Origin of the sequence: Chryseobacterium sp. Leaf180, assembly GCF_001424585.1 — a bacterium.
In the GTDB taxonomy this organism is placed as follows: Bacteria; Bacteroidota; Bacteroidia; order Flavobacteriales; family Weeksellaceae; genus Chryseobacterium.
Map to the genome: position 1 here is coordinate 30,223 of NZ_LMPJ01000011.1, position 24,788 is coordinate 55,010.

The following is a 24,788-nucleotide window of genomic DNA, read 5'->3' on the forward strand; positions in this document are numbered from 1 at the left end:
AATCAATTATATCAGGTGTTTTAAACTAATTTTTTAAGATTGTTTTAGAGATAACATAAATCAAAAGCCTTCAACATCCTATCATTAATATAGATTTTTATTGACTGCTTTATAATCTTTGATTAACTATACTTACTGGCAATACCCCTTTCACATCGTACACAATACCATTTTCTTTAAGAAACAGGCTTAGGTCGAGATGCAGAAATTCCTGGTGGGCAACCGTGAGGATAATGGCATCGAATCCTTCGACAGGCTCAGGATGACATTTCCCTTCGACAAGCTCAGAATGACAATGCCCTTCCACAGGCTCAGGATAACTGGAAGCCGGATCAGATGCTTCGACAGGCTCAGCATGACAATGGATGCCGTATTCTGAGAAGACTTCCGCCGGATCGGCCCAGGGATCGACCGTGGTGACTTCAGCGCCATAGTCCTGTAAATGCGTGATTACATCGATGGCTTTTGAGTTTCTGATGTCCGGGCAGTTTTCCTTAAAAGTGATGCCCAGGTTTAAAATTTTTGAGCCTTTTATTTTGAGGTCTTTCTGGATCATCAGCTTGACGACCTGAGAAGCCACAAAAGCGCCCATCGAATCATTGAGGCGACGTGCGGCCAGAATTAATTCTGAGTAGTAGCCAATCTCCTGTGCTTTCTGAGCCAAGTAAAAAGGATCTACTCCGATGCAATGTCCACCCACCAATCCCGGTTTAAACGGCAGAAAATTCCACTTTGTACCGGCGGCTGCCAATACGTCTTGGGTATCAATATCCATTAAGGAGAAAATCTTCGCCAGTTCGTTCATAAAGGCGATGTTCAAATCGCGCTGAGAATTCTCTATTACTTTTGAGGCTTCCGCCACTTTGATCGTCGGAGCTAGATGGGTACCCGCTGTAATGACCGATTTATACAGAGCATCTACCACCTGACCAATTTCGGGTGTGGATCCCGACGTGACTTTCAAAATTTTATCGACGGTATGTTCTTTATCACCCGGATTGATTCTTTCCGGTGAATAGCCTACAAAAAAGTCGGTATTACATTTTAGTCCGGATATTTTTTCCAAAACCGGTACACATTCTTCTTCGGTTACGCCGGGATAAACGGTTGATTCGTAGATGACTATGTCCCCTTTATTCAGTACTTTTCCTACCGTTTCGCTGGCGCGGTATAAAGGGGTGAGATCAGGGCGGTTGTGTTTATCGATGGGGGTAGGAACGGTGACGATGAAGGTGTCGGCGTGTGTTATGTCGTTGAGGTCTGAAGAGGCGAAGAGACCTGGGTAGGTTTGTGCTTCGACAAGCTCAGCATGACACTGTGCTTCGACAGGCTCAGCATGACCTGCTTCTGTTTTATTTACGACAGGCTCAACATGACGTTGCCCTTCGACAGGCTCAGGGTGACATTGTGCGTTGACAGGCTCAGCAGCTTTGAATGGATTGTGCTGCAGAAGGACTGCCTGGAGTGCTTCGTCGGCGATTTCGTTTGTAGCATCGTGGCCGGCATTGATTTCCTGTATCCGGCTCTGACTGATGTCAAAACCGACGACCGGATATTTTGTCGCCAATAATCGGGCGAGGGGTAACCCTACGTATCCCAATCCGATTACTGCTATTTTGTGTTTTCTCTGCATTTGTTTTTTTACTCTATCACTTTTTGATACGATTTCCTCGAAATCACCCGTAGTGACAACTTTTACGATGTTGCTTCCCGATACAATTCCTCCTGGATCACCCGAAGTGCCGTCCTTTCATACCTCTTGATATAATCCCTTTGGGATCATTCGAAGTACCGTCTAAATTACTGCGCCCTGTTGATATAATCCTGCGGAATCACCCAAAGTTACGGTTTACCGGTTCAAAAGTTTCTGCCACCAAGATTTTTTGGTGTCTGCGGAGTAGCCGTAACCGTATTTATAGCCGTAGCCGTAACCGGAGTGCTTTTTATTCACATCATTTAATACAAAAGCGACATTTTTAATTTTCTTCTCACGTACCTGGCGGTTGGCAAAGTCGATGAGTTCTTTTTCTGTATAGCCGGAACGGGTTACATATACCGTCGCATCCGCCACGTCTGCAATAAGGAATGAATCGGTCACCAACATTAACGGCGCGGTATCTAAAATAACGTAATCGTAGGTTGATTTTAAGGCCTCGATCAGTTCCTCATATCTGCCGTTGGATAATAATTCGGTAGGATTTGGTGTGATGGCCCCTGAATAAATCACGTCGCAATTGGGGTTAAAGGTCGAGTGGTGGACGATTTCATTGACCTGCATTTCCGAATCATACATAAATTCCGAAAGACCTGTCAGGCCTTTGCGGCTTTCGTTGTAGCGCTGTAACTGGGGATTCCGGATGTCAGAACCAATAATAATCACCTTTTTACGAGGGCTCGCCAGGGTTAATGCGAGATTTACCGAAGTAAAGGTTTTTCCTTCCCCTTTAACGGTAGACGTCACTAAAATCACGTTTCCTTTTTTATTTTTCGGAAGCATGAACCCAATGTTCGTAATTAAAATCCGGAATGCCTCCGCCATTGGAGATAAATCGTTGATCTGTACCAACTCGGGATCCCCTTTTTCCAAAGTCGGCAGTTCAGCAATAACCGGTGTGGATTCTGCAAGATTTTCCAAATCATTCTTCGACTGAATTTTATTGTTGAACAATTCTGTCAGATAAATTAATGCAAACGGTATCAACAGTCCCACAATTAAGGCTCCGAGTAATATGATCTGTTTCTTAGGAGATACTACTGCCGTAGTTAAGGCATCGTCTACCACCCTTGCTTTAGGCGCTGAAATCGCCAGTGAAATTGCTGCTTCTTCACGACGTTGTAATAAGAGCAGGTATAACTGTTCTTTGATGTTCTGCTGGCGCTCAATGCTTCGGAACAGTTTTTCCTGAACCGGAACCTGGGAGATTCTACCTGACAAACGATTTTGTTCGACCTGTATATTATTGCGTGATATCTGCAATGCCGAGCGGCTTTTGCTCAGACTCTGGGCAATTGAACTCCGTACCGCAGCAATCTGGCTGGATATGTCCTGCACTACCGGATTTGCAGATGTTGAATTCTGCAACAACCTGTTTTTTTCGATGATCAGCTGGTTATATGCGGCGATGTCGGACATCGTACCTGTGTCCGACAACCCAATATTTAACGGTAATACCTGGGTGTCTCCCTGACGCTGCAGGTAGCCCTGAAGGCTGGTGATCAGTTCCAGCTGGGATTCATTTTCCATCTGTTTCTGACGCACTGCTGCAGAAGTTTCTAAGGACAGTTCTGCTTCCGACTGTATATCGGCAATGTTGTTGCGAACCTTGAAGTTTTCCTTCTGCGATTCGACCGCTCCCAATTCATTACCTATCAAACCAATTCTCTCATCGATAAAATCTGCGGTTTTCTGTGATTCAGAATTCTTATCGAGAATTGCAACTTTGTTGTAATTTACTGCCAATTTATCCAGAATGTCTACGGCTTTCTCCGGAGAAGGATGATTGATGGACAATTTAACCACTGTAGAATTTTTTTCGACCAGACTTACATTTAGAGAACCCAGTAATGCCCTTGCCCGATTCATCGCTGAGACGAATTCTAAACGGTAATGAATTTTACTGTTAGGATTTTGTTTAAAAGCAGGGTTATTCTGAAACAGCACCACGCCAAAAGGCATTGTAAATGCTTTATCAAAACCCGTTTCTATCGAATTTTTAAACGATTCAGACTCTATTATAATTTTATTTCCTGCCACTGTTGCAAATACCTCTCTGTCCGGAAATGGCGCTTTGGGTTTCTCGCTTATGATTCGCACCGTGAACGGTGCAGAGTCCTTATACAGTTCTGATTCTTTGATTTTTCCTTTGGAATAAATATTTGTTTCCAGACCCAGCTCCTTTACAACAGAAACCATCAGTTTTTTTGACTTAAAAATTTCAATCTCATTGTCCACCGAATTGGTCCCCATCCCGCCAACGCCTCCAATTTCCGAGAGTACTGACATTTCCGGCTGGCCTGAAGAAGATTTTTTCACCTCTTTTATCAATAAGGTCGATTCGGTGCTGTAGACCGGAATGCTGTAGCGCAGAAAAAACCAGGCTGCCACTACCGCGACTACTGCCCCAACGATAAACCAATACCAACGGTAGAGGTAGGGTTTCAGCAATTCCCTGATGTTCAGCGATTCTTCCTGTTCCGTATTTTCTGTCTGACTGTAGTCTGCCATTTAAATGATTCGATGATTAAATTAATTTCTTGTCAATGCCAATACCCCCAACGCGATCGATGCGATTACCGACGCCACAGAGATGTATAATCCGGTGTTCGGATCGATTCTCGCTGCCCTTTCACGAACGCTGTTCGGCTGTACATAAATCAGGTCATTCTGTTTCAAGTAGTACGAAGGTGAATTAAAAAATTTTGCAGAGCTGAAATCGATGCGTTCCTGTGTGATCTTGCCATCGACCGTCCGTACCAACAATATGTTATTTCTCACTCCAAAAGTGGTTAAATCCCCTGCAAGTGCCAATGCCTGCGGAAGCGTTACGGTACCGTCAGGAATCACATAGGTTCCCGGCTTGTTCACCTCACCCATTATCGCAATTTTGAAGTTGATCAGCCTGACTTCCACTACCGGTTCTTTAACGTATTTAGAAATCCCATCCACTAATTTCCGCTTAAAGGACTCTACGTTTTCTCCTTTCGTATTGACCGAACCCAATTGTGGAAAGTCGATATTCCCATCCGTATCTACCTGATAGGTCGGTCCGCTTGCTGGAACCGGCTGAAACTGGTTATTACCCGATGCCTGCGTATACTGCGCTACTGTTGCTGTGGATGAATAATTCTGATTAAACGGCTTTACCACATCCAGGTCTTTAGCCGATACTGTAATAATTAACTGATCCCCCGGCTGCAGCGTCGAGCGTGAATTTTTTACCGAATTTTCCAACGCGACATTTTCAATGTCTTTCATGTAATTCAGTTCCTGACGGGCGGTACATGATGCCAATGTAACGGCCACTGCCGATGCGGCTACAAAATTCCTGATGTTCATGGTTTTGAAAATTTTCACAAAAGTAGGTTTATTATTCTGATGACGGGATGAATTGTGCTTCATATTATTTTGGTTGGCTGTTGACGGCCTTTGCGATTATGAATTATAAATGATAAATTATGAATGATGAGTTATGGGTTATGGGTTTTAAGGTGTCCATTGTTAACTGTCAGCCGTCAGTTTCGGTTTTTAACGGTTGCACTGCCGGTATCGGATTAACGGCTTTGTCGTCAGGTAGCTGAGCACCGGCTGCACCTGCATTTTCGATATCTTTAAAAGTGATGATTTTATCGAGGACTTCAAATTCGGAATTCTGACTGATGAATTCAGGAACGATTTCTTTTAAGAGTTTTACCACCTGCAAGCGGTCGCGTTTTACGGCCGCTTTGATGATGGCGCGGCTTAATTTATCTACCTGCCCATGCCCCAGAGTCGGATCTTTTGAGATCATGATCTTCTCATGGTGGGTCGTCATCGTGGTCGCATCGTTGCTCAACAGTTCTTCATAGAGTTTTTCTCCAGGACGCAAGCCCACAAAAGTAATTTTGATGTCTTCATCCGGAATATAGCCTGACAGCCTGATCATTCTTCTGGCCAGATCCAGAATTTTCACCGGTTCACCCATATCGAAGACATAAATTTCCCCCCCATCACCCATGGTGCCTGCCTGCAAAACGAGTTCACATGCTTCCGGAATGGTCATGAAGTAGCGGATGATGTCTGGGTGGGTGATGGTTACCGGACCGCCTTTTTCGATCTGGCGTTTAAAATGGGGAATGACCGAGCCGTTTGAGCCCAGTACATTGCCGAAACGCGTTGTGATGAATTTGGTGGTGTTGTCTTCCAGATCCTGTAAAGACTGCACAAACAGTTCAGCGGCCCTTTTGGACGCACCCATTACGTTCGTCGGATTGACCGCTTTATCGGTGGACACCATGACAAATCGGTTGACGCGGTATTTTTTTGCCATTAACGCCACATTCCGCGTTCCGAGAATGTTGACAAAGATGGCTTCATGCGGGTTGTTTTCAATTAACGGCACATGCTTGTAGGCGGCTGCATGGTAGACCATCGAGAAATTATGGGTTTCAAAGACTTTTTCCAGCCTGTAGGAATTTGAAATGTCCGCCAACACGAAGCTGAATTTCTGATCCGGGAAACGCTCGAGTAATTCCAGTTCCAGATCGTAGAGCGGTGACTCCGCCTGATCCAGGACCACAATGAGTTCCGGCTGAAACTGTGCTACCTGACGGACGATTTCGCTGCCGATGGATCCGGCACCGCCTGTGACCAAAACATTTTTGCCGGTGTGACGTCTCGCAACATCCTCGTTTTCAATTTTAATCGGCCGGCGGTTTAACAGATCTTCAATCTGGAGATTCCGAATTCCGCCTACCAGGTCATTCTCACGGACTTTGCTTAGCGTCGGTGCTTTGAGCACTTTCATGCCTTTATCGAGTGCCAACACCATCCATTCTTCCATTTCCTTTTTGGACATGATTTCCCTAATGATCAACAAGGCATCGAAATTTGAATGTATGCTTTCCTTGCTGAAGAATTCGTTTTTGGTAAAAATTTTATGGCCCAATAATACGGCGCGCTGGGAATCTGACCGGTTGGTGAGGAAGCCTGCGAGGCGATAGGGATAGTTCGGATTGTGCAAAATCGCTCTTGCCACTGACACCGAAGCGTCTCCCACTCCCACTACAGCCACGCGCACTTTGTTGCGCTCGCCGGTAAAATCTAACAAGAGGTTAAAGAAACGTTTGACGACCATCCGGAAGAAAAACATCATCGATACCGATATAAAGAAGAAGAGGAATAAGGTGGGATACAGGAATAACGGTAAGCTATTAACTTTCGCAAAACCATAATTGATTACAACCAGTGTCGCCAATGTGCCGCCCGAAGACAGGATGATTTTAAACAGATCAAAAAAGGTCGAATGGCGGATGATGCCCGCATAGGTTTTGAAGACAAACATGAAGATGATGTTGACCATCAGCATCAGGATGACCTGGTGGGAACGGTACTGTGGGAAGTTCAGGCGAACGCGCAATTCCGTAAGAAAGACATGGCTCAGAAAGACCGCTCCCAATACAATGACTATATCTATCGCCAGTACAATCCACCTCGGAATGTAGCGTATTTCGGATATTCTCACCATATTATCGCCGCCATACAGCGCCGAGAAGCCGTCGTAAAGTTTTTTCATTCGCTTCTTTTCTTTCACACCATTTGGATGCAAAGATACATTTATTTGAATTATGTAGTGAATTTTTTTCTTGATGTAAGTCAAAGGCAGGAGAAATCACGGATAATTAATGATTAATGTTTAATGTTTAATGTTTAATGATGAATGGAGTAAGAGAATTATAAATTATGAATTATGAAATATATTTAATTGGGGAGTGATTAATGATTAATTATTAATGGTTAATAGTTAATGGTTAATAGTTAATGGTTAATGATGAAATATTAATGATGAATGAAATGACCATGTGTTAATGTTTAATGGTGGTTGGAGGGAGGAAATTCTAAAATATGAGTTCCTGTTTTAGGTGGATCTGATACTATCGGGTTTTTATTACTGATTTTTTTGACCGTACTTTTAAAATGTGGAGTTCAAATAAAAAACTCCTGCGGATGCAGGAGTTTTGTTGAAAAATATGCTGTGATTTACTGAGCCGTTTTTCTGGCTTTTCCGTACGCTATGGCTAAACCGAGGGCTGCAACCATCAATAAAGGAATATAACTGTCTATTGGATTTCCTGGAGGATCTCCCGGTTCTGCCGGTGCGTCCCCATCAGCACGCATCGTGGATTCGTGTGGTTCGTCGTAGATGTATGGATTGTCTGACTGCTGGCTCCAAGCCACGGATGAAACCGACAGTCCGAATATGATGATTATCTTTTTCATAAGAATGAATCTTTCTGTTATTTACTAATTTTTTTGGTGAATTCTTTTCCGGCCGATACCGCTTTTACGATGTACATTCCTTTTGTGTCCAGTCTGATTTCCGCAGACAATGCATTCGGAACCAATGTGATGATTTTTCTTCCTGCTGCATCGTATACTTCTACCGACTCAATCTTTTTGCTGTTCCTGATTACAAAATGATCTCCTTCTCTGTATATTTCAAAATCTGATTTTGCTGCTTCCGAAGTCGCCAATAATCCTGCTGTATATACGATCTCAAAACGACTGGTAAACTCCCCTTCTGCTGATGAGAATGTGTAACTCTGATTCTGAAGATTGGTGTAGGTATTCAGCTGTTTGTCGTGAAGATAAATTGCCTGTCCGGTTGCGAATAGTCCGGTTTTTGCCTCTAAGGCAATTGTAAAGTTTCCGGATTCAAAATGTTTTGTTCCCAGAGGAACAATATCCGTTGCTGCAAACGGTGCACGACCCTGAATGATCACTTTATCAGTTCCCACTGTACTGAAGAATGCATCGGCGCCTGTACTCATTGCTTTTGAATCGAAGTTATCTAAGGCATCTGTTGCACCCTGACCGTAGGTAACCGCCTGGGTAAGATTTGCCCCGTAAGAAGTTGTCATTTTTAACCAGAATTTGCCTTCAGCATTCACGTTTTTATTCATGAAGTTTCCTACTGTTGCGGTACGCATTGTGTTGTTAAATAATGCGGTGGAGGCCGTCAATGCTTTTACAATGAAACCCTGCCCTATTTTTGCTACCGCACCATTTGCATTCAGCTGAGCTGTGGTATTTGCAGAGGTGCTATTCGGCGCCGCTACCCATGTTCCTGTTCCTGCAGCATTAAATGTCGCATAACTGTTGTTCGTTGCCGTAGCGCCCGTCTGCGTCGATACCGATCCGCCCGAATTATCCCAGAACCATAAAGTAGATGCGATGTTTGCCTGATTGGCTGCGAGGAAATCTACTAAATTTATATTGGAAGGATATGGATTTCCGATCAGGTTAAAACCGTTTCCGGCGTTGCTCAAAGGAACCGTGATGTTTCCGTTGTTTGGGGTTTTCGCCGAACCACCATAGTTTACGCCTGTAAGTGAATTAGCCGGCATTTTCACGGAGTATCCCACGCCGGCATTTGCCGTAAAGTTTGAGGCTGCATTCGGGATCTGCGTATAAAAATTGGTAGCTGTATTATAGGTCATTACATACTGCGGCTGATTTCCTGAAGGATAGATATCAAAGATATTCTGAGCGGCTACCGGTGAAGACCAGAAGACGTATTTCAACGGTACGGATGCTGTATTTTTCTGAACATTGAATGCTCCTGTTATTGGTAATGTTAATACGCCGCCATCTCTCTGGATCAGGTTTCCACCATCTTCTACGGTTACGTTATTTGCGGTGATGGTGTTGCCGGAAGTAATTTCGAGGACACCGCTGTTTTTGATAGAGATATTTTTTGCTGTAAAAGCAGGTTGTGTAGTAGTGGAATAATTACCCGTGATGACAACATCTTTTCCAGTAGGCAAACCATTTGACCATGATGAGCCGTTCCAAGAGGTTGTTTCTATCTTTTTATATAAACTAACTTCAGGTAATTGACTGCTTGGTCCGTATGCTTTGAATCCCGTAGGAGAAAGTCCAGAATTATATTTTAGCATTCTATCCTGATCAAGAAGGTTTTTAACAGAAAATATGCCGGACTGATACGTAATATTCCATCGCTGCTGGTTGCTAGTCAAATTTGTTTCAGTTGAAAGGTTAGTGCTGCTTGCTGTATAATTTAAATATTTATTATCTAAAGAATTTTGAATTGAATAAGAGCCACTATTAGAAACTAAATTCCATACACTATTAATAGATGGGTTTATAATCTCATTATTTGAAGCTCCCAATGCAGCTGTTGCTAAAATACCGGAAGAAACCGTATTGATCGCTCTTACAGCATTATTTTCATCTGCTATTACATAATAACCGTCTGTAAGATCATTTAAAGAAGAAATTTTTTCAAATCTTCCCACGCCAGCGTAGACCGGGGATATAATAATATTGTTCGAGTTTACTGTTTGGAAACTCCCTGCTGTTGCAGAAATTACATATGTATCAGCTGTATCAAATTTTATATCTGAGAAATTTGCTATACCATTTACAAAATTTACAGTTGCTGTTCCTGATAGCGTACCTGCTCCACTTACTTTAGCTAAAGTAACACCTCCTGAATAACCCGTATCTACCGTAGTACCATTAGCAGCTACAGCTTTAACTGAAAATGCAGAAAGGTTTATATTAACAAATCCCGTTGCAGGTATATTATCAAAAACTATTTGAGTTGCAGGAGAAAGCGTCGTAAAAGATCTTTCTGTTGAACTGTATATGTAATTATTATTGGCATCTTTTATATAAGCACGATAATAATAAGTAGTTCCATTTAATAATGAGCCTAAATTATATGAATAAGCTCCTGTTGTTACAGCTGCATTTCCAACAGGCATGATGTTAGAAGTCGGATAAGTACTTCCTGCACCACTTGTGGTGCTGTAAATAAACCCTTTTTCAACTGTAGCTGGGCAAGTTCCTAAAGATGTTATGCTTCCATTTAGACCTGCTGAAATATAATCGATATTTGTAGCAATACCCGACTGTACAGCACCTGAAGTTGAAGCAGATCCTATCCCCGAGATACTGTATGTTGCCGTATTGCTTCCGGCAGTCGTACTTGTAACTGTTAATGTTGCGGTTTTATTTCCTGATGAAGTTGGTGTAAAAGTAGTTGTAAAAGTTGACGTTGCTCCGGGAGCAATCGTTACAGAAGAAAGTGCTGACAAAGCGAACTGATTATTGCCGGAAGATACTGTTACCCCAGTTGCATCTACGGTTCCATTATTTGTAATTGTGTAAGTGATTGGAGCTGCTGATGTATTCGGGCAAGCTGAACCGTTTGATGCCGTCCCTGAAATTGCAAGAACAGGATTATTTAATGTTGTAAATGTTCTTTCGGAACCAAAAGCTGATACTCCATTTGCATCTTTTACGTATGCTTTATAGTAATAAACAGTTCCAGCAGAAAGCGAGCTTACATCATATATATAATTTCCTGTTGAAACAGAACTTCCCACCACGACAGGATTCCCGTAAACACCTGCAGCCGTTCCGTAGACAAAACCTTTCTCAACTGATGACGGGCAGCTCCCTAAAGCGCTCACATTTCCATTAAAAGTTGCTGTACCTGATGTTACCGCCGATGCAGCGTTTGTAGTAACTGTGGCAGGAACGTTTTGAGATCCGACTCCCGAAACAGCCAATGTTGGACTGTTACTTCCCAATGTAGTGCTTGTAACAGTGATTACTGAAGATTTACTCCCTCCTGATGTCGGAGTAAAAGTTACGTTGAAAGTTGCTGATGACCCTGCAGTGATGGTAGTAGTAGACAATCCTGAAACAGAAAACTGAGGATCACTGGAAGAAACATTGATGCCTGTTGCATCTAAAGTCCCTGTATTTGTAATCGTATAGATTACCGGTGTTGCTGCTGTATTGGGACAAGTTGATCCATTAGAAGCTGTTCCAGATATTGAAAGATTAGGATTACTACTAATTGCGTCATAAAAACTTATATCATCGATATAAATTTGCTTATTACCAGTGTTCGGTGCACTTCCTACTAATGTAAACCTTATTCTTACACCAGCGTTATTACCTGAAAGATTTGTGAAATACTCATAGTCTGCAACCGTTGTTGATAAAGTGAATAATGTAGCGCCGAGCCATGCACTACCGCCATTTAGAGAATACTCAACTTTTACATTTGTGTTTGCCGCAGAGTTTTTAGCTTTGAAAGTAACTTTGCTAATATTTGCCGTTCCAAATTCAGTTTGAGTATATCCAATATTGCCGTCGTTATAAATTCTTATTTGTTGAGATACAAAACCTGAAATAGCACCCGTTGTACTTGGAGTGCCATAATAAGTTTTCCATGTACCACCTGAGGGACCAGTAGTAACTGTTGATTGATAACTTTGACTCGTTGCAAATCCACTTTCGAATCCTGTAGTGTATAATAGATTCTGCCCCCATCCCCACACCGAGGAGAGCACCATCAAAAACGCCCAGAGCATTTTCGGAAATAATAATTTGTGTTTCATAATCTTTAAATTTATATCCCTACAAATCTAAAATTATTTTTGAAACACAAACAAAAATCTTAAATTAAGTTACTATTAAGTCTCAAAACCCTGTGTAATCAGGTCGTATTCGTACCCGCGACCCATCAGATAGGTAATGGTTTTACTCTTTTTCTTATAATCCTGCATTCCCGAAATCTTATCTGAATAATTCTCTATGAGGCGACGCAAGGTTTTTTCATAATCGTCGGGATCAATCTCATCAAAACATTTATCTGTTAACTTTTCCGTAATGCCTTTCTGCTTCAGATGCATCTTAATTTTGTTTTTGCCCCAGTGTTTGATGTAAAATTTCCCACGGATGTAGCTGCGCACAAACCGCTCTTCATTCAGGTAATTTTCCCGCATCAGGTACAGCAAAATCTCCTCTTTTGCTTCGGGAATCAGAACAAATTCGCGCATCTTCTGCTCCACTTCGGCATGGCAGCGGTCCTGATACACGCAGTAGTTGACGAGCTTCTGTTTGGTTTCCTCAAAGGTGAAGAGTTTTTTATCGGACATGAAAGCAGTTGTTAATGGTTAATGATTAATGGCTTTAGGCTTTAGGCTTTAGGCTTTAGGCGAAATTAACGGTTAATGATTAATTATCAATGATGAATGATGGCAGTTGGCTAATGGCTATTGGCTTTTACCTGTTGGCTGTTGGCGGATGGTTGATGGCTATTAGCGGATGGCTTTAGGCGGTTGGTGGATGGCTATGAAAAGAGGCACAAAATTATCTGCACCTCTTTTCTATTTTTATCTTAAAAAGCTTACCGCGTAAAGCGAGTTTCTTACAGGCTGCTAATAATTGAACAGTGCTTTGCCTTCCATCAGTCCATTTACTTTCTTGCGGACTTCAGCCATTACGTTTTCATTTTTGATGTCAGCCACCACTTCGGAAATGAGTTCGGCAATCGTCTGCATATCGTTTTCCTTTAACCCTCTCGTAGTAATCGCCGCTGTTCCCAGACGGATGCCAGAGGTGGTAAACGGTGACTTATCGTCAAACGGCACCATATTTTTGTTGCAGGTGATATCGGCTTTCACCAGGGCTTTTTCGGTTTCTTTCCCGTTCACGCCTTTGTTTCTCAGATCGATCAGCATTAAATGATTGTCGGTTCCGCCGCTCACAATATCGAATCCCAAACCGATCATCGATTTTGCCAAAGCCTGCGCATTGGTCTGAACCTGCTTGGCATAGGTTAAGAATTTTCCATCAATCGCTTCCTGAAAAGCCACGGCTTTCGCTGCGATTACATTTTCCAGCGGACCACCCTGAATTCCAGGGAAAACGGCGCTGTCGAGCACCTGACTCATCATTTTGATTTCGCCTTTCGGGGTTTTGTGTCCGTAGGTATTTTCAAAATCTTTGCCGACCATGATCATTCCGCCACGCGGACCACGAAGGGTTTTGTGCGTTGTTGTGGTTACTACGTGACAATGCTCAAACGGATTATTCAGCAAACCTTTTGCAATTAACCCTGCAGGATGCGCAATATCAGCCCAAAGCGTTGCGCCAATTTCATCGGCCACTTCACGGAATTTCGCATAATCCAAATCTCTGGAGTACGCCGAGAAACCGGCAATCAGCATTTTCGGTTTTTCACGGAGCGCCACTTCACGCATCTGGTCGTAATCGATCAGTCCGGAATCCTGTTTAACGCCGTAAGAAACGACCTCGTACTGAATTCCCGAGAAATTCACTGCCGATCCGTGCGTTAAATGTCCGCCCATCGAAAGATCCATCCCCATGATTTTATCACCCGGTTTCAGGATCGAAAGATATAATGCGGCATTCGCCTGAGAACCGGAATGCGGCTGTACATTGACATATTCCACTCCGAAAAGTTCTTTTGCCCGGTCGATCGCCAGGGTTTCCACCTCATCTACCACTTCACAACCGCCGTAGTATCTTTTTCCGGGATACCCTTCTGCATATTTGTTGGTGAGCACGCTGCCCATGGCTTTCATCACGTTTTCTGATACAAAGTTTTCTGAGGCAATGAGTTCCAAACCGTGCAACTGTCTGGCTTTTTCTTTTTCGATGAGGTCAAATATTACGTCCATGTATTTATTTCTGATTTTAATTACGTTCAAAAATAAGGAATTTTGGCTGAATGTGCGTGATGATTTTAATCGGCTTGGAATAAGGATTTTCTGAAATACATGCTGCATTAAGATTTCGATGAAATTATTTATGCATACCCGTTATTGATCACTGTTATTAATTAAACGGATGGTCAAATAGGGAATTTTCAAATATTGCCCGTTTTTAAATTAGACAACGGCGTTAACTTGACAAAGAAATACAAGGTATTTTTAATTATAACAGATTGCGGACCACCGTGCATTATTAAACGTTAATCAGAGGAAAAAGTTTCAGTACCACTTTTTTTTCAGCCAAAGGCTTGTTTTCACCAGTAAAATCAACACCGGAACTTCCACCAACGGACCGATCACCCCAACAAATGCCTGTGCAGAATGAATTCCGAAGACCGAAATTGCGACCGCAATCGCCAGTTCAAAATTGTTTCCGGTGGCGGTAAATGCTATTGAAGCATTTTTATCATACGGCACATTCACCGACCGATTAATGAAAAAACTGACGAAAAACATCAGTACGAAATAAATGACCAACGGAACAGCCACTTTCAAAACATCCATCGGAAGTTCTACCATTCTGTCACCTTTCAGACTGAACATCAGAACAATCGTGAACAGTAATGCGTATAATGTGACCGGAGAAATTTTCGGAACAAATTTTCGGCTGTACCATTCCATTCCTTTTAATTTAATCAAAAAATACCGGCTCAGAAAGCCTGCCAGAAAAGGAATTCCGAGATAGATCAAGACGCTCTCCGTCACATCACGCATCGGTACCGAAACACTGAAATCTCCCAAACCTAATTTCTGCGGCAAAATATTAATGAAGAGCCACACGAAAAAACTGTAAGAAAAGATCTGAAAAATACTGTTCAAGGCCACCAAAAGTGCGGCGTACTCACGATTTCCTTTCGCCAAATCATTCCACACGATGACCATGGCGATGCACCTTGCCAAACCGATCAGGATCAAACCGACCATATAATCCGGCTCATTTTTGAGAAAAATAATAGCTAAGATGAACATCAAAACCGGGCCGATAATCCAGTTGAGAAAAAGCGATAATGACAGTACTTTTTTATCTTTAAACGCCATTGGCAGCAGCGCATAATCAACTTTCGCAAGTGGCGGATACATCATTAGAATCAAACCGATCGCCAACGGAATATTGGTGTTTCCCACAGAAAGCGAACTGGTGATTTCTGAAATACTGGGGAATAAATAGCCTAAACCGACACCAATTGCCATGGCAAGGAATATCCAAAGGGTAAGAAAACGGTCGAGAAATTTGAGTTTGGATTGCATCAATTATTTTTTAATTAAAGAAAAAACATACAAACATTCCATCGCAATCTGGTTGCTTCTTTCCGTATATTTTTCGTCCTGAAGAACGGAATTATCGAAAGATTTCGGATCAAAGTAGGTTGTTCCTATTCGAAGATCGCAACCCGGAATAAACGGACAGTTTTCGTCTGCATCGCCACAAGTCATAACGGCTACAAAGTTTTCTTTGGGAAGACTTTCATCATCACTGGTTTTAGAAAAACAGAGACTCGATTTTCCATCCCCGAAAATCACGTCAGATTTTGGGTTAGGATTCCCATCTAATTTTTTCACTTCAAAACCTGCGGCAATCAAAGTGTTGATGGCATTTTCATTGAAAGCAGTAGCCTCTGTTCCGGCAGAAAAAGTATTGATGCTGAAACCATAAAAATCGGCAGCAACTTTTGACCAAACCTGTCCTAAATGACTTCTGCGAGAATTGTGTGTACAAACGTAAATCAGATTGATCTCTTTTTCAGAATTCAATTTTTCCTGAATATGATTGGCTAATTTCTCCAATAAAATTTTTCTTTCAGCATTGATTTCTTTAAAATTTTTGCTGAGGATTTCGCAACGGTTTCTGATGTTCTGATCCATTAAGATTTGTTTAACTTAAAAAAAACTTAGCAGCATCCACTTCCCGGAGTACAGGTATTTGAAGGATTTGCAGTCAGTTCATTTAAGTTTTTCTTTTGCTTTTCAGAGGGAATTCCGCAGGCATCTTGGGCCAGACACGCAGTTGTTTTATTGACTAAAACAAAGTTTTTCCCATTAAAGTCCAAATCGTATTTTCCGATTGTGGTCGATTGATATTCCACTTCAATTTCAGCATCTTCAATGCCCAGTTTTTGTTCAGAAAGTCTGATGATGTTTAATAATTTCTGCGGTTTCAGGCGGTGCTCAAAATCATCAGCATTCCACAGCTGAAAGTTGACCACTTTTTCTGAGCGCATGGTACCACCGCAGTCGATGAATTTTCTGGAAATTTCTCCCACTTCCGTTACGTGAAAATGTTCGGGAACAAACGTTCCGTTCTCCAACTGGAAGTCTACGTTTTCCACCGACTTTAAAATTTCTTTTATTTCTGAAAGTTTCATGATTGAATGTTTAATATATGTTATATTGCTATATTACGGTGATACAGATTAAATTTTTAGCAGCACGAATCCGTCTTTGTATCCTGAGTGAAAAAAGACTGCATCTCGCTCTGCACCGTTTTCCAGACCTCATCATCAATACAGTAACAGACCGATTTTCCTTCGACCGTTCCTTTTATGATTCCGGAATTTTTCATTTCTTTCAAATGTTGGGAAATGGTGGCCTGCGCCAAACCAAGTTCTTCCACCAAATCATTGCAGATACACGCTTTCTGACTGATGATGTGCTGAAGAATCGCAATTCTTGCCGGATGCGCCAGTACTTTGAACAACGTTGCGAGCCTGTTTTGTTTATCGCTGAAAATTTCCGTTTTTGTGAGACCCATCATTGCGTATTAGTATTGCAATATTACGATATTAAATTTTAAAAAAATCTTTTTTTAGCGGTTCGTGTCCTGCTTATTCTTTATAAACCGTCTTAAAGGCTTATCTTTGCCTTTACCGAAAAAAAGTAAAATACGACTGATATTATGGGAAAGAAAAAATACAAAAAGCAGCTGCTGAAGTCTTTGAAATCGCTGGGTGAATCTGAACATCAGCTTCTCACGAGCATTACCAATCTGATGCTTGAGGGCGAGATTAAGGAAAATAACATCAGTTTTGAGAAAGGTGACACCTTCAGTTTCAATGACGACATTTTCGATTTCAGTACGGATAAAAACATCCGCCGACTGGCCAAACTGCGCCGCAAAATGCTTGCTACGATGAGCAAAGTGGTGGCGTCTAATAACTTTAAAGATAAAGAAATCAAGTTTTTAAGCTGATTTTAAGTCTTTACTGTAAACCAAAAAAAAGTCCCGCATTACCGGGACTTTTTTATTTTAAGCTAATTTTCCGCAACATTTATTTTCCTGATTTCTCCTTCAGTTCTTCTTTATCTTTATCGGAAGGATTCCACACTTTTACATCTGCATTTTTATCAAGACCTGAAAGTACCTGAACTTTGATTCCGTCGCTTGCGCCGAGTCTGATGTAGGTTTTTTTAAAGGTGCCGTCGGCCTGTTTTACTTCCACAAAAGGTTTGTCTTTACCATTGACTTTTTCGTACTGCACCAGAGATTCATCCAGAAGTAAAGCATTTTTTTGTGAACTCATCACGATCTCGCCGTTTGCAGAAAAGCCGGCGCGGATGTATTCATTGTTCGGATTATACACATCGCCTTCCACCGGAAATTTGATGGTTCCGTTGTTGTCTTTCCCTTTCGGGGCAATCATTGTGAGTTTTCCCGGGAAGGTTTTATTCTGCAACGCACCGATCACAACGTTCATGTTCATTCCCTGTTTTAATTTCCCTGCCTGCGCCTCATCGATTTCACCCTGAAAAATCAAGCGGTTCAGATCAGCAATCGAGCAAATCGTTGTTCCTGCGTTGAATGAGTTGGCCTCAATCACCTGACTTCCGACTTTCACCGGAACTTCCAAAACCGTTCCCGAGGCTTTTGAGCGAATCTGTGTCGTTGCCAGGCCCTGTAATTCCGGAGTTGCACCCGTTTTTGCGATCAGTAATCTTTTCTGAGCTGTATTCAGCTGCTGATTGGCATTGCGTACTGCCTGCTGCATTGAGTACAGATTCTGCTGTGAGGTAAGGAATTCCTGTTTTGAAATCACGCCCTGTGTATAGAGTCTGTTCTGCATTTCGAACTGCTTCTGCATATTCGCCACGTTCATTTTGGCATTGCTGATCTGCAGCTGCGAGTTTAACACCTCCTGCTGCGCGTTGTTTACCTCAGCCAAATTCGGAACAATACGAACGGTCGCAATGAGCTGTCCGGCCTGTACGCGGTCGCCTTCATCCACGAGAATTTTATCGATAATTCCGGCGATGTTGGGCTTGATTTCGATTTCCTCTTTCGGAACGATTTTGCCGGTCGCCATTACTTTGTCTTCCATATTCTGCACCACAGGTTTGCGCGTCAGAAATGCTTCGCTCTGTTTGGAATTTGATTTTACGAGATATACAATCCCGGAAATCAGCCCTGCCGCCAGCAAGAGCCCGAGAAATATATACAGGCCTTTTTTAAAGGTAAACTTCTTTTTCATATCGTTTATTTATTTAAAATTGAGATTTGAGATTCAGACTTGAGATTTGAGACTTCAGACTTCAGACTTAAAAAATTATTCACAATTGTCATTTGTCATTATTGATTCATCATTCATCATTAAAACAATTACTCGCTTCGCAACGCTTCGATCGGGCGGATTTTCACGGCGCGCTGTGCAGGAATCAAACCGATCAGCAGACCCAGCAAAATCATTATGCCCATCGCTCCAAACACCTCACCGTAGTTGACCGTCGGGTTGTAAAACGGAAACGAATCCTGATTCTGCGTGGAAAGATCCGCCACAATCAACAGCAGAATTCCGAAGATGAATCCCAGAAGTCCGGAAGAGAGTGTAATGACGACACTTTCGAGCAAAATCTGGTTGCGCACTTCTGAAGGTTTGGCGCCCAACGCTCGCCGGATCCCGATTTCTTTGGTTCGTTCTGTTACCGTAATCAAAAGGATATTTGAAATTGCAATCACCCCCGCGATAATCGTGAGTGTTCCTACGATGATGGTCAGCAATTGCATTCCAGTGAGAAAACCGGTGACTTTTCCAAATATCTTCCCGAGATTGAAACTTCCGAAAGCATTGGTATCCTCGGGCGAAACATTATTTTTCTTTTTCAGTTCATCTTTCGCCTGATCTTCCACAACCGAAAGATTTGCCTCCGGCTTGCTGACGATGGCAAAAAAATCAACCTTGTCGCCGTCATTAAAAATCTTGGTAAAAGTCGACAGCGGAATAAAAACCGTCGTATCATTGCTGTTTGGGCCGCCCGCTTTCGGCACTTTATAGACGCCGATTACGTTAAAGAAAAGCCCTTTTACGGTAATCGATTTCCCGATCGGATCCTCGTTTTTCTTGGCGTCGAAAAAGTTTTTATAAATCGCTTCACCGATGACGGCTACATTTTTATTTCCGCTCACGTCGGCATCATTCAGGTAACGTCCGAAAATGAGTTTTTTCTCGGCAATCTTGTTCCCTACCGGATAATCGCCTGTCAACGTATACACTGCGCTTTTGCCGTTGCGGCTCATCTGTTCGCCAGCACTGCCGAAACTTCCGCGTGAATTCTGCGGTGAAATGTAATCGATCTGCGGGATCCGCTTTTCCAACAACTGCATATCCGGAAGACGGAGATCGACCTCACGGCCTTTCGGGAAACCGTCATACGGAATCGACGTTGTCTGCGCCCACATGAAAATTGAGTTGGTGGCAAAACCTGAGAAAAGCCTGTTGAAGCCGTTTTCCAAACCTTTTGCTGCCCCGAGCAGACTCACAAAAAGGAACATGCCCCAGCCCACGCCGATCATGGTGAGAAAGGTGCGGAGTTTATTATTTTTCAATGAAAAATAGATCTCCTGCCAGGTATCTTTTTTAAATATGATGTTCACTTTGGTTAATTATAAGTTATGCATTATGAGTGGTAAGCTTTCACTTTATTATATCAATTCGCTACGATGTAAATGCTGCTTTTAGGCGTTATTTTGATTTGAAATTTAATATTTGAATTCATCATTCATCATTCATCATTCATCATTCATCATTAACAAATTACTCTGTTCTCAGAGCTTCAATCGGGCGTATTCTGGAAGCGCGGTACGCCGGGATAAATCCGGCAATTAAACCCGACAAAACCAGACAGACAAAAGCTGCGATGATCAATCCCCAACCCACACCAGGATCTTTGATGAAATACTGCTCGAGGCTGTCGCCGATTAATTCTAACGTTAAAATACCGACTCCTACACCCACAAAACCTGAAATCACGGTGATCACAATACTTTCCTGCATGATGAGCGCGACGATGCTGCGCGGTTTGGCACCAATCGCCTTCCGCACACCGATTTCTTTGGTGCGCTCTTTCACGATATACACCATGATGTTGCTGATACCGATGATGCCCGCCAACAGCGTTCCCATACCGATAAATCCGACAATCATCGTGATTACGAAAAGGAAAGTAAAAGAATCTTTAAGACCTTCTGCTTTATTATTTATACGAACTGCATTTTCGTCATCCGGTGAAACCTTTTTGCGGCTCCGGAGTTCTTTTTCGAGTTTTTTACCGTACTCAATAGCCTGATCCGGTTTCAGGTTTTCATCGTAGGCAATAAAGATATTGTTGATGGTATCGGAACCTTTTTTAATCTGCTGTAGCGTGGAAATCGGAATGCTGATCATCCGCTCATCAAAATCGCCGCCTTCATCCGAATACACGCCCACCACTTTGAAAACACTTCCGTTGATCTGCAGTTCTTTGCCAATCGGGTCGCCATTTTTAATTAAATCGCGCTGCACCATTCGGCCTATAACGGCCACTAATTTCCGGTCGGTGATGTCTTTATCTGAAATAAAACGGCCATTCATCAGTACGCGGTTTTCGATAAACGATTCCTGATCATTGGCTCCCGAAATCTGGTAACTGCCGCTTTCTTTGCCATATTTCACCAGAAAATTCGTCGAGTATCTCGGTGTAGAATACTGTACTTTATCCGGATCTGATTTTATCAGTGCACTGTAATCGTCGTTGTTTAATGAAATATCGCGGTCAGCCTGCAATCCAGCAAAAGGAAGATTCGCACGGCCGGTAAAAATCGTAATCAGATTCTGCGCATCTCGTGTAAAACCATCCTGAAAGGCATTCTGCAGACCGTTTCCAATGCCGAAAAGCACGATAAAAATGTAGAGTCCGAGGGCTACAGTGAAGCCGGAGAGCACCGTACGCAGGATGTTGCTGCGTATTGAACTGAATATTTCCTGCCAACGGTCGAGATCAAACATAATTTGTTTTTTACTTGGTACAAAGTGAATTTGCTTTGCTGTGAATTTTGCTTCGCAAGTTAATTGTGAATTTTTTTTGTCAATTTACTTCGCAGTGAATTTTGCTTCGCAAGTCAATTATTTTCAACGTCAATTTATTTTCTTTGAGTTAATTGTTAATTAAATTCTGCTCATATTCTTTTAAAAATGTTAATCATCTGCACTTTGAATTTTCTTTGAAGTCAATTAACTGCGTTGTCAATTTCTTCGGTGGTTAATTTTTAATTATAATCAAACTTATTTGTGAAGCAAAATTGAGTGTTCACTTTTAACTTTTAAACATTCCACTTAGTAAAATGAAAGTGGTCTTTATTAATTTTCCAGTTTTTTCTAAATCAACTTTTTGTACATAATCACATTCTATGACTATGTCAAAACAAGAATCTAACTCTATTACCGAACCTCTGGCGATTTCAAAATATCTTTTTCTTTCGGTCTCAGATTTCCGCGAACAGCCTTCTGTCATATTTAAAACAACGGAAGTTGACGCTCTTCTGATCTGATCAGTCAGATTAAATCTTTCCTCATGAGGAAGAAATTTTATAACTCTATAACATTCAAATCTTAATTCTCTGGCAACTTTGTAAACATCCAGACTGTAATGATTAAGATTTAAAAACCTTTTTTCACTTTTTAAAAGTTCACATTTTCTGTAGAATTTACCACAAAATCATATCTTAAAAATTCACTTGCAAAAGCAAAACTGACTGTTCACCACTGATTCTAAAGCACCAACTGCTGAATAAACTCATCGCTTTCGATAATGCCGTCGCGGAGGATGACATTTCGTTTGGTCTGAGCGGCCACATCGGGCTCATGCGTTACGACGATGATGGTCTTCCCTTCGCCGTTAATATCCTGCAAAAGCTTCATGATATCGTGTGTGGTTTTGGAATCCAAAGCCCCGGTCGGTTCATCAGCCAGCACGACTTTTGGGTTGGTGATCAGGGCACGAGCGATTGCTACCCTCTGTTTCTGTCCGCCCGAAAGTTCATTCGGAAGGTGATCTGCCCACTGCGCAAGACCGACTTTCTCAAGATATTCCATGGCGCGCTGATTCCGTTCTTTGCGCGGAACATTTTGGTAATATAACGGCAAAGCCACATTTTCAAGTGCTGTTTTGTAACCGATCAAATTGAAAGACTGGAAGACAAATCCCAAAAACCGCGAGCGGTATTCTGCCGCTTTCACTTCATTCAGATCTTCGATAGGAATACCGTCGAGATTATACACGCCGGAATCTTTTTCGTCGAGAATACCGATGATGTTCAGCAACGTAGATTTCCCGCTGCCCGAGCTTCCCATGATGGAAACAAACTCGCCTTCACCTATCGTGAGATTGATTCCTTTCAGCACGTGCAGACTGCTCTTTCCGGTGTCGTACGACTTGTGTAGATCCTGAATTACCAGCATATTTTGATTGATATTTACCTTTAATAAGTAGCAATGAAAACCTATTTGTTACATCATTCACGAAAAGTTCATTTTCACAATCTGTTTAATGCTTAAAAATCTGATTATAAATTAATTGCATTTTATTGTTTAAACCTAAATCTTTGCAGATGCAGGTTTTCCGCAAAGAAAGTGCGTCAGCCTTTACCTACGCGTGGTTTCAGGCAATTGTGGAAAACTTTTAAGGTTAAAAGTCAGCCGATTAGTCTTTTGCCCTTTCAAAATCAGGTTGTGTTTTCTAACTTTGTACCTCTCACGGGAAAGCCATTTTCAGGATGAATCGCGCAGTGAATATCTCTGCAAAATAAAGACAATCAATTCATTACGATATATTACGGTGCGGAAATTTCTGTGCAGATTTTTTTAAACAACAACACACACTACAAATTACGATATGGGAATTTTTGATAAAAGAGTAAGCTACAAGCCATTTGAGTATCCTGAAGTTCTTCAGTTTACAGAAGCGATTAATAAATCTTTCTGGGTGCACTCGGAAGTTGATTTCACGGCAGATGTTCAGGATTTTCAGTCGCAGCTGGAGCCGCACGAGAAAAATGCGGTAAAAAATGCACTTTTGGCGATTGCTCAGATCGAAGTTTCGGTAAAGTCATTTTGGGGAAACCTTTACAATCACCTACCAAAACCTGAACTGAACGGTTTGGGATCTACATTTGCAGAATGTGAATTCCGTCATTCTGAAGCGTATTCGCGTTTGCTGGAAGTTTTGGGATATAACGAAGAATTTTCTCAGGTTGTAGAAGTTCCTGCGTTGAAAAAAAGAATTGATTTCTTATCCAACGTGCTGAAACACGCCAATTCTGCAACGCCGAAAGAATATGTTTCCTCTCTGCTTTTGTTCAGTATTCTGATTGAGAATGTGTCTCTGTTCTCGCAGTTTGCCATTATTTTATCATTTACAAGATTCAAAGGTTTCCTGAAAAATGTTTCCAATATTATTGCCTGGACGTCTATTGATGAGCAGATTCACGCGAACGGCGGAATTTATCTAATCAACAAAATCCGTGAAGAGCAGCCGGATCTTTTAACTGATTCTGATATTGAAGATATTTATACTTTGGTAGACCAGTCTATCGAGCTTGAGGGAGAAATTCTTGACTGGATTTTTGAAATGGGCGAACTTGATAAATTCTCAAAACAGGATTTAATTAACTTCATGAAATACCGTGTTGACGAAAGTCTTGAAAAAATCTACATGGAAAAAAGATACAACACCACTGCAGAGCAGTACAGCCCTATGAAATGGTTTGAAGAGGAAGTTTTCGCCAATTCTATGGATGATTTCTTCGCAAAAAGACCGGTGGATTATACGAAGCACGATAAGAGTATTACGGCGAATGATCTTTTCTAGATTTAAAATTTAAAATTCAAGGTTTAAGATTATTTGGGCGCCTATTTCCGCCTTCCACTCCCGCTTTTTTGTCATTGCGACAGAGCAGAAGTTGTTTTTTGAACTATTTTCGAATCGCAATAACAAAAAGAGCTTCGTTCAAGTCGGGGCGCGAGTGAAGCGAGCGCCGAAACAGTTAGTATTAGAGATTTCATGCTGAGCATGTCGAAGCATAAGCTCAAAAGTTGAGATGCTTCGTTCCTCGCAACGATAATATTAAATAAATGAGTAAAACCAGCTAGGTTTGGTAAGGATTAATAGGAACGGGCTTTAGCTCGTTTTCAAAAGAGAAGAAGTTCATCTGGCTTTAGCCAAAACTT

18 protein-coding genes and 1 pseudogene are annotated in these 24,788 nt (G+C 41.9%); 2 read left to right on the forward strand and 17 right to left on the reverse strand.

Features of this window, described 5'->3' with window-relative positions; genetic code table 11:
- Window positions 1-109: 109 nt before the first annotated feature.
- The 12 genes and pseudogenes from ASG01_RS13100 to ASG01_RS13155 all read right to left on the reverse strand — a co-directional run bounded on the left by ASG01_RS13100 (window position 110) and on the right by ASG01_RS13155 (window position 17,065).
- The gene (locus tag ASG01_RS13100; RefSeq protein WP_055864420.1) at window positions 110-1,633 is read right to left on the reverse strand and encodes a nucleotide sugar dehydrogenase; all 1,524 of its coding nucleotides are present in this window, start codon (window positions 1,631-1,633) and stop codon (window positions 110-112) included.
- Between the two features lie 216 nt (window positions 1,634-1,849).
- Window positions 1,850-4,225 carry a GumC family protein gene (locus tag ASG01_RS13105; RefSeq protein WP_055864423.1) on the reverse strand — a complete coding sequence of 792 codons (2,376 nt, stop codon included), beginning with the start codon at window positions 4,223-4,225 and terminating at the stop codon, window positions 1,850-1,852.
- A gap of 21 nt (window positions 4,226-4,246) precedes the next feature.
- Window positions 4,247-5,119 carry a polysaccharide biosynthesis/export family protein gene (locus tag ASG01_RS13110; protein ID WP_238584554.1) on the reverse strand — a complete coding sequence of 291 codons (873 nt, stop codon included), beginning with the start codon at window positions 5,117-5,119 and terminating at the stop codon, window positions 4,247-4,249.
- A gap of 226 nt (window positions 5,120-5,345) precedes the next feature.
- Window positions 5,346-7,271: pseudogene (locus ASG01_RS13115) on the reverse strand (polysaccharide biosynthesis protein); the annotation flags it as partial.
- A gap of 464 nt (window positions 7,272-7,735) precedes the next feature.
- Window positions 7,736-7,933 carry a hypothetical protein gene (locus ASG01_RS13120; RefSeq protein ID WP_131725375.1) on the reverse strand — a complete coding sequence of 66 codons (198 nt, stop codon included), beginning with the start codon at window positions 7,931-7,933 and terminating at the stop codon, window positions 7,736-7,738.
- A gap of 59 nt (window positions 7,934-7,992) precedes the next feature.
- Window positions 7,993-12,135, reverse strand: coding sequence for a T9SS type A sorting domain-containing protein (locus ASG01_RS13125; RefSeq protein ID WP_055864430.1), 4,143 nt, complete (start codon window positions 12,133-12,135; stop codon window positions 7,993-7,995).
- 75 nt (window positions 12,136-12,210) lie between these two features.
- A complete protein-coding gene (locus tag ASG01_RS13130; protein ID WP_055864432.1) occupies window positions 12,211-12,675 on the reverse strand; it encodes a regulatory protein RecX in 465 nt (154 codons plus the stop codon).
- A gap of 282 nt (window positions 12,676-12,957) precedes the next feature.
- A complete protein-coding gene (gene glyA / locus ASG01_RS13135; protein ID WP_055864435.1) occupies window positions 12,958-14,223 on the reverse strand; it encodes a serine hydroxymethyltransferase in 1,266 nt (421 codons plus the stop codon).
- Window positions 14,224-14,535: 312 nt separating this feature from the next.
- A complete protein-coding gene (gene arsB / locus ASG01_RS13140) occupies window positions 14,536-15,564 on the reverse strand; it encodes an ACR3 family arsenite efflux transporter (RefSeq protein ID WP_055864438.1) in 1,029 nt (342 codons plus the stop codon).
- 3 nt (window positions 15,565-15,567) lie between these two features.
- Window positions 15,568-16,179, reverse strand: coding sequence for a hypothetical protein (locus ASG01_RS13145; RefSeq protein WP_055864441.1), 612 nt, complete (start codon window positions 16,177-16,179; stop codon window positions 15,568-15,570).
- A 26-nt stretch (window positions 16,180-16,205) separates the two neighbouring features.
- Window positions 16,206-16,679: a DUF6428 family protein gene (locus tag ASG01_RS13150; protein WP_055864444.1), complete on the reverse strand. Its 474-nt coding sequence runs from the start codon at window positions 16,677-16,679 to the stop codon at window positions 16,206-16,208.
- 56 nt (window positions 16,680-16,735) lie between these two features.
- Window positions 16,736-17,065, reverse strand: coding sequence for an ArsR/SmtB family transcription factor (locus ASG01_RS13155; protein ID WP_055864447.1), 330 nt, complete (start codon window positions 17,063-17,065; stop codon window positions 16,736-16,738).
- A 144-nt stretch (window positions 17,066-17,209) separates the two neighbouring features.
- Between ASG01_RS13155 and ASG01_RS13160 the strand changes: the two genes are divergently transcribed.
- The gene (locus ASG01_RS13160; RefSeq protein ID WP_055864450.1) at window positions 17,210-17,503 is read left to right on the forward strand and encodes a hypothetical protein; all 294 of its coding nucleotides are present in this window, start codon (window positions 17,210-17,212) and stop codon (window positions 17,501-17,503) included.
- A 79-nt stretch (window positions 17,504-17,582) separates the two neighbouring features.
- Here ASG01_RS13160 and ASG01_RS13165 read toward each other — a convergent pair whose 3' ends face one another.
- From ASG01_RS13165 to ASG01_RS13180, 5 genes are all read right to left on the reverse strand, one after another.
- A complete protein-coding gene (locus ASG01_RS13165) occupies window positions 17,583-18,779 on the reverse strand; it encodes an efflux RND transporter periplasmic adaptor subunit (protein WP_055864452.1) in 1,197 nt (398 codons plus the stop codon).
- Window positions 18,780-18,907: 128 nt separating this feature from the next.
- Complete coding sequence (locus ASG01_RS13170) at window positions 18,908-20,179, reverse strand: ABC transporter permease (protein WP_055864455.1); 1,272 nt, start codon at window positions 20,177-20,179, stop codon at window positions 18,908-18,910.
- Between the two features lie 160 nt (window positions 20,180-20,339).
- The gene (locus tag ASG01_RS13175; protein WP_055864458.1) at window positions 20,340-21,569 is read right to left on the reverse strand and encodes an ABC transporter permease; all 1,230 of its coding nucleotides are present in this window, start codon (window positions 21,567-21,569) and stop codon (window positions 20,340-20,342) included.
- Window positions 21,570-21,876: 307 nt separating this feature from the next.
- On the reverse strand, window positions 21,877-22,203 hold the full coding sequence (locus ASG01_RS15775) for a four helix bundle protein (RefSeq protein ID WP_082498378.1): 327 nt from the start codon (window positions 22,201-22,203) through the stop codon (window positions 21,877-21,879).
- Window positions 22,204-22,331: 128 nt separating this feature from the next.
- Window positions 22,332-23,021, reverse strand: coding sequence for an ABC transporter ATP-binding protein (locus tag ASG01_RS13180; protein ID WP_055864461.1), 690 nt, complete (start codon window positions 23,019-23,021; stop codon window positions 22,332-22,334).
- 433 nt (window positions 23,022-23,454) lie between these two features.
- On the opposite strand from ASG01_RS13180, the gene ASG01_RS13185 reads away from it, so the two are divergent.
- The gene (locus ASG01_RS13185) at window positions 23,455-24,429 is read left to right on the forward strand and encodes a ribonucleotide-diphosphate reductase subunit beta (protein ID WP_055864464.1); all 975 of its coding nucleotides are present in this window, start codon (window positions 23,455-23,457) and stop codon (window positions 24,427-24,429) included.
- Window positions 24,430-24,788 lie beyond the last annotated feature (359 nt).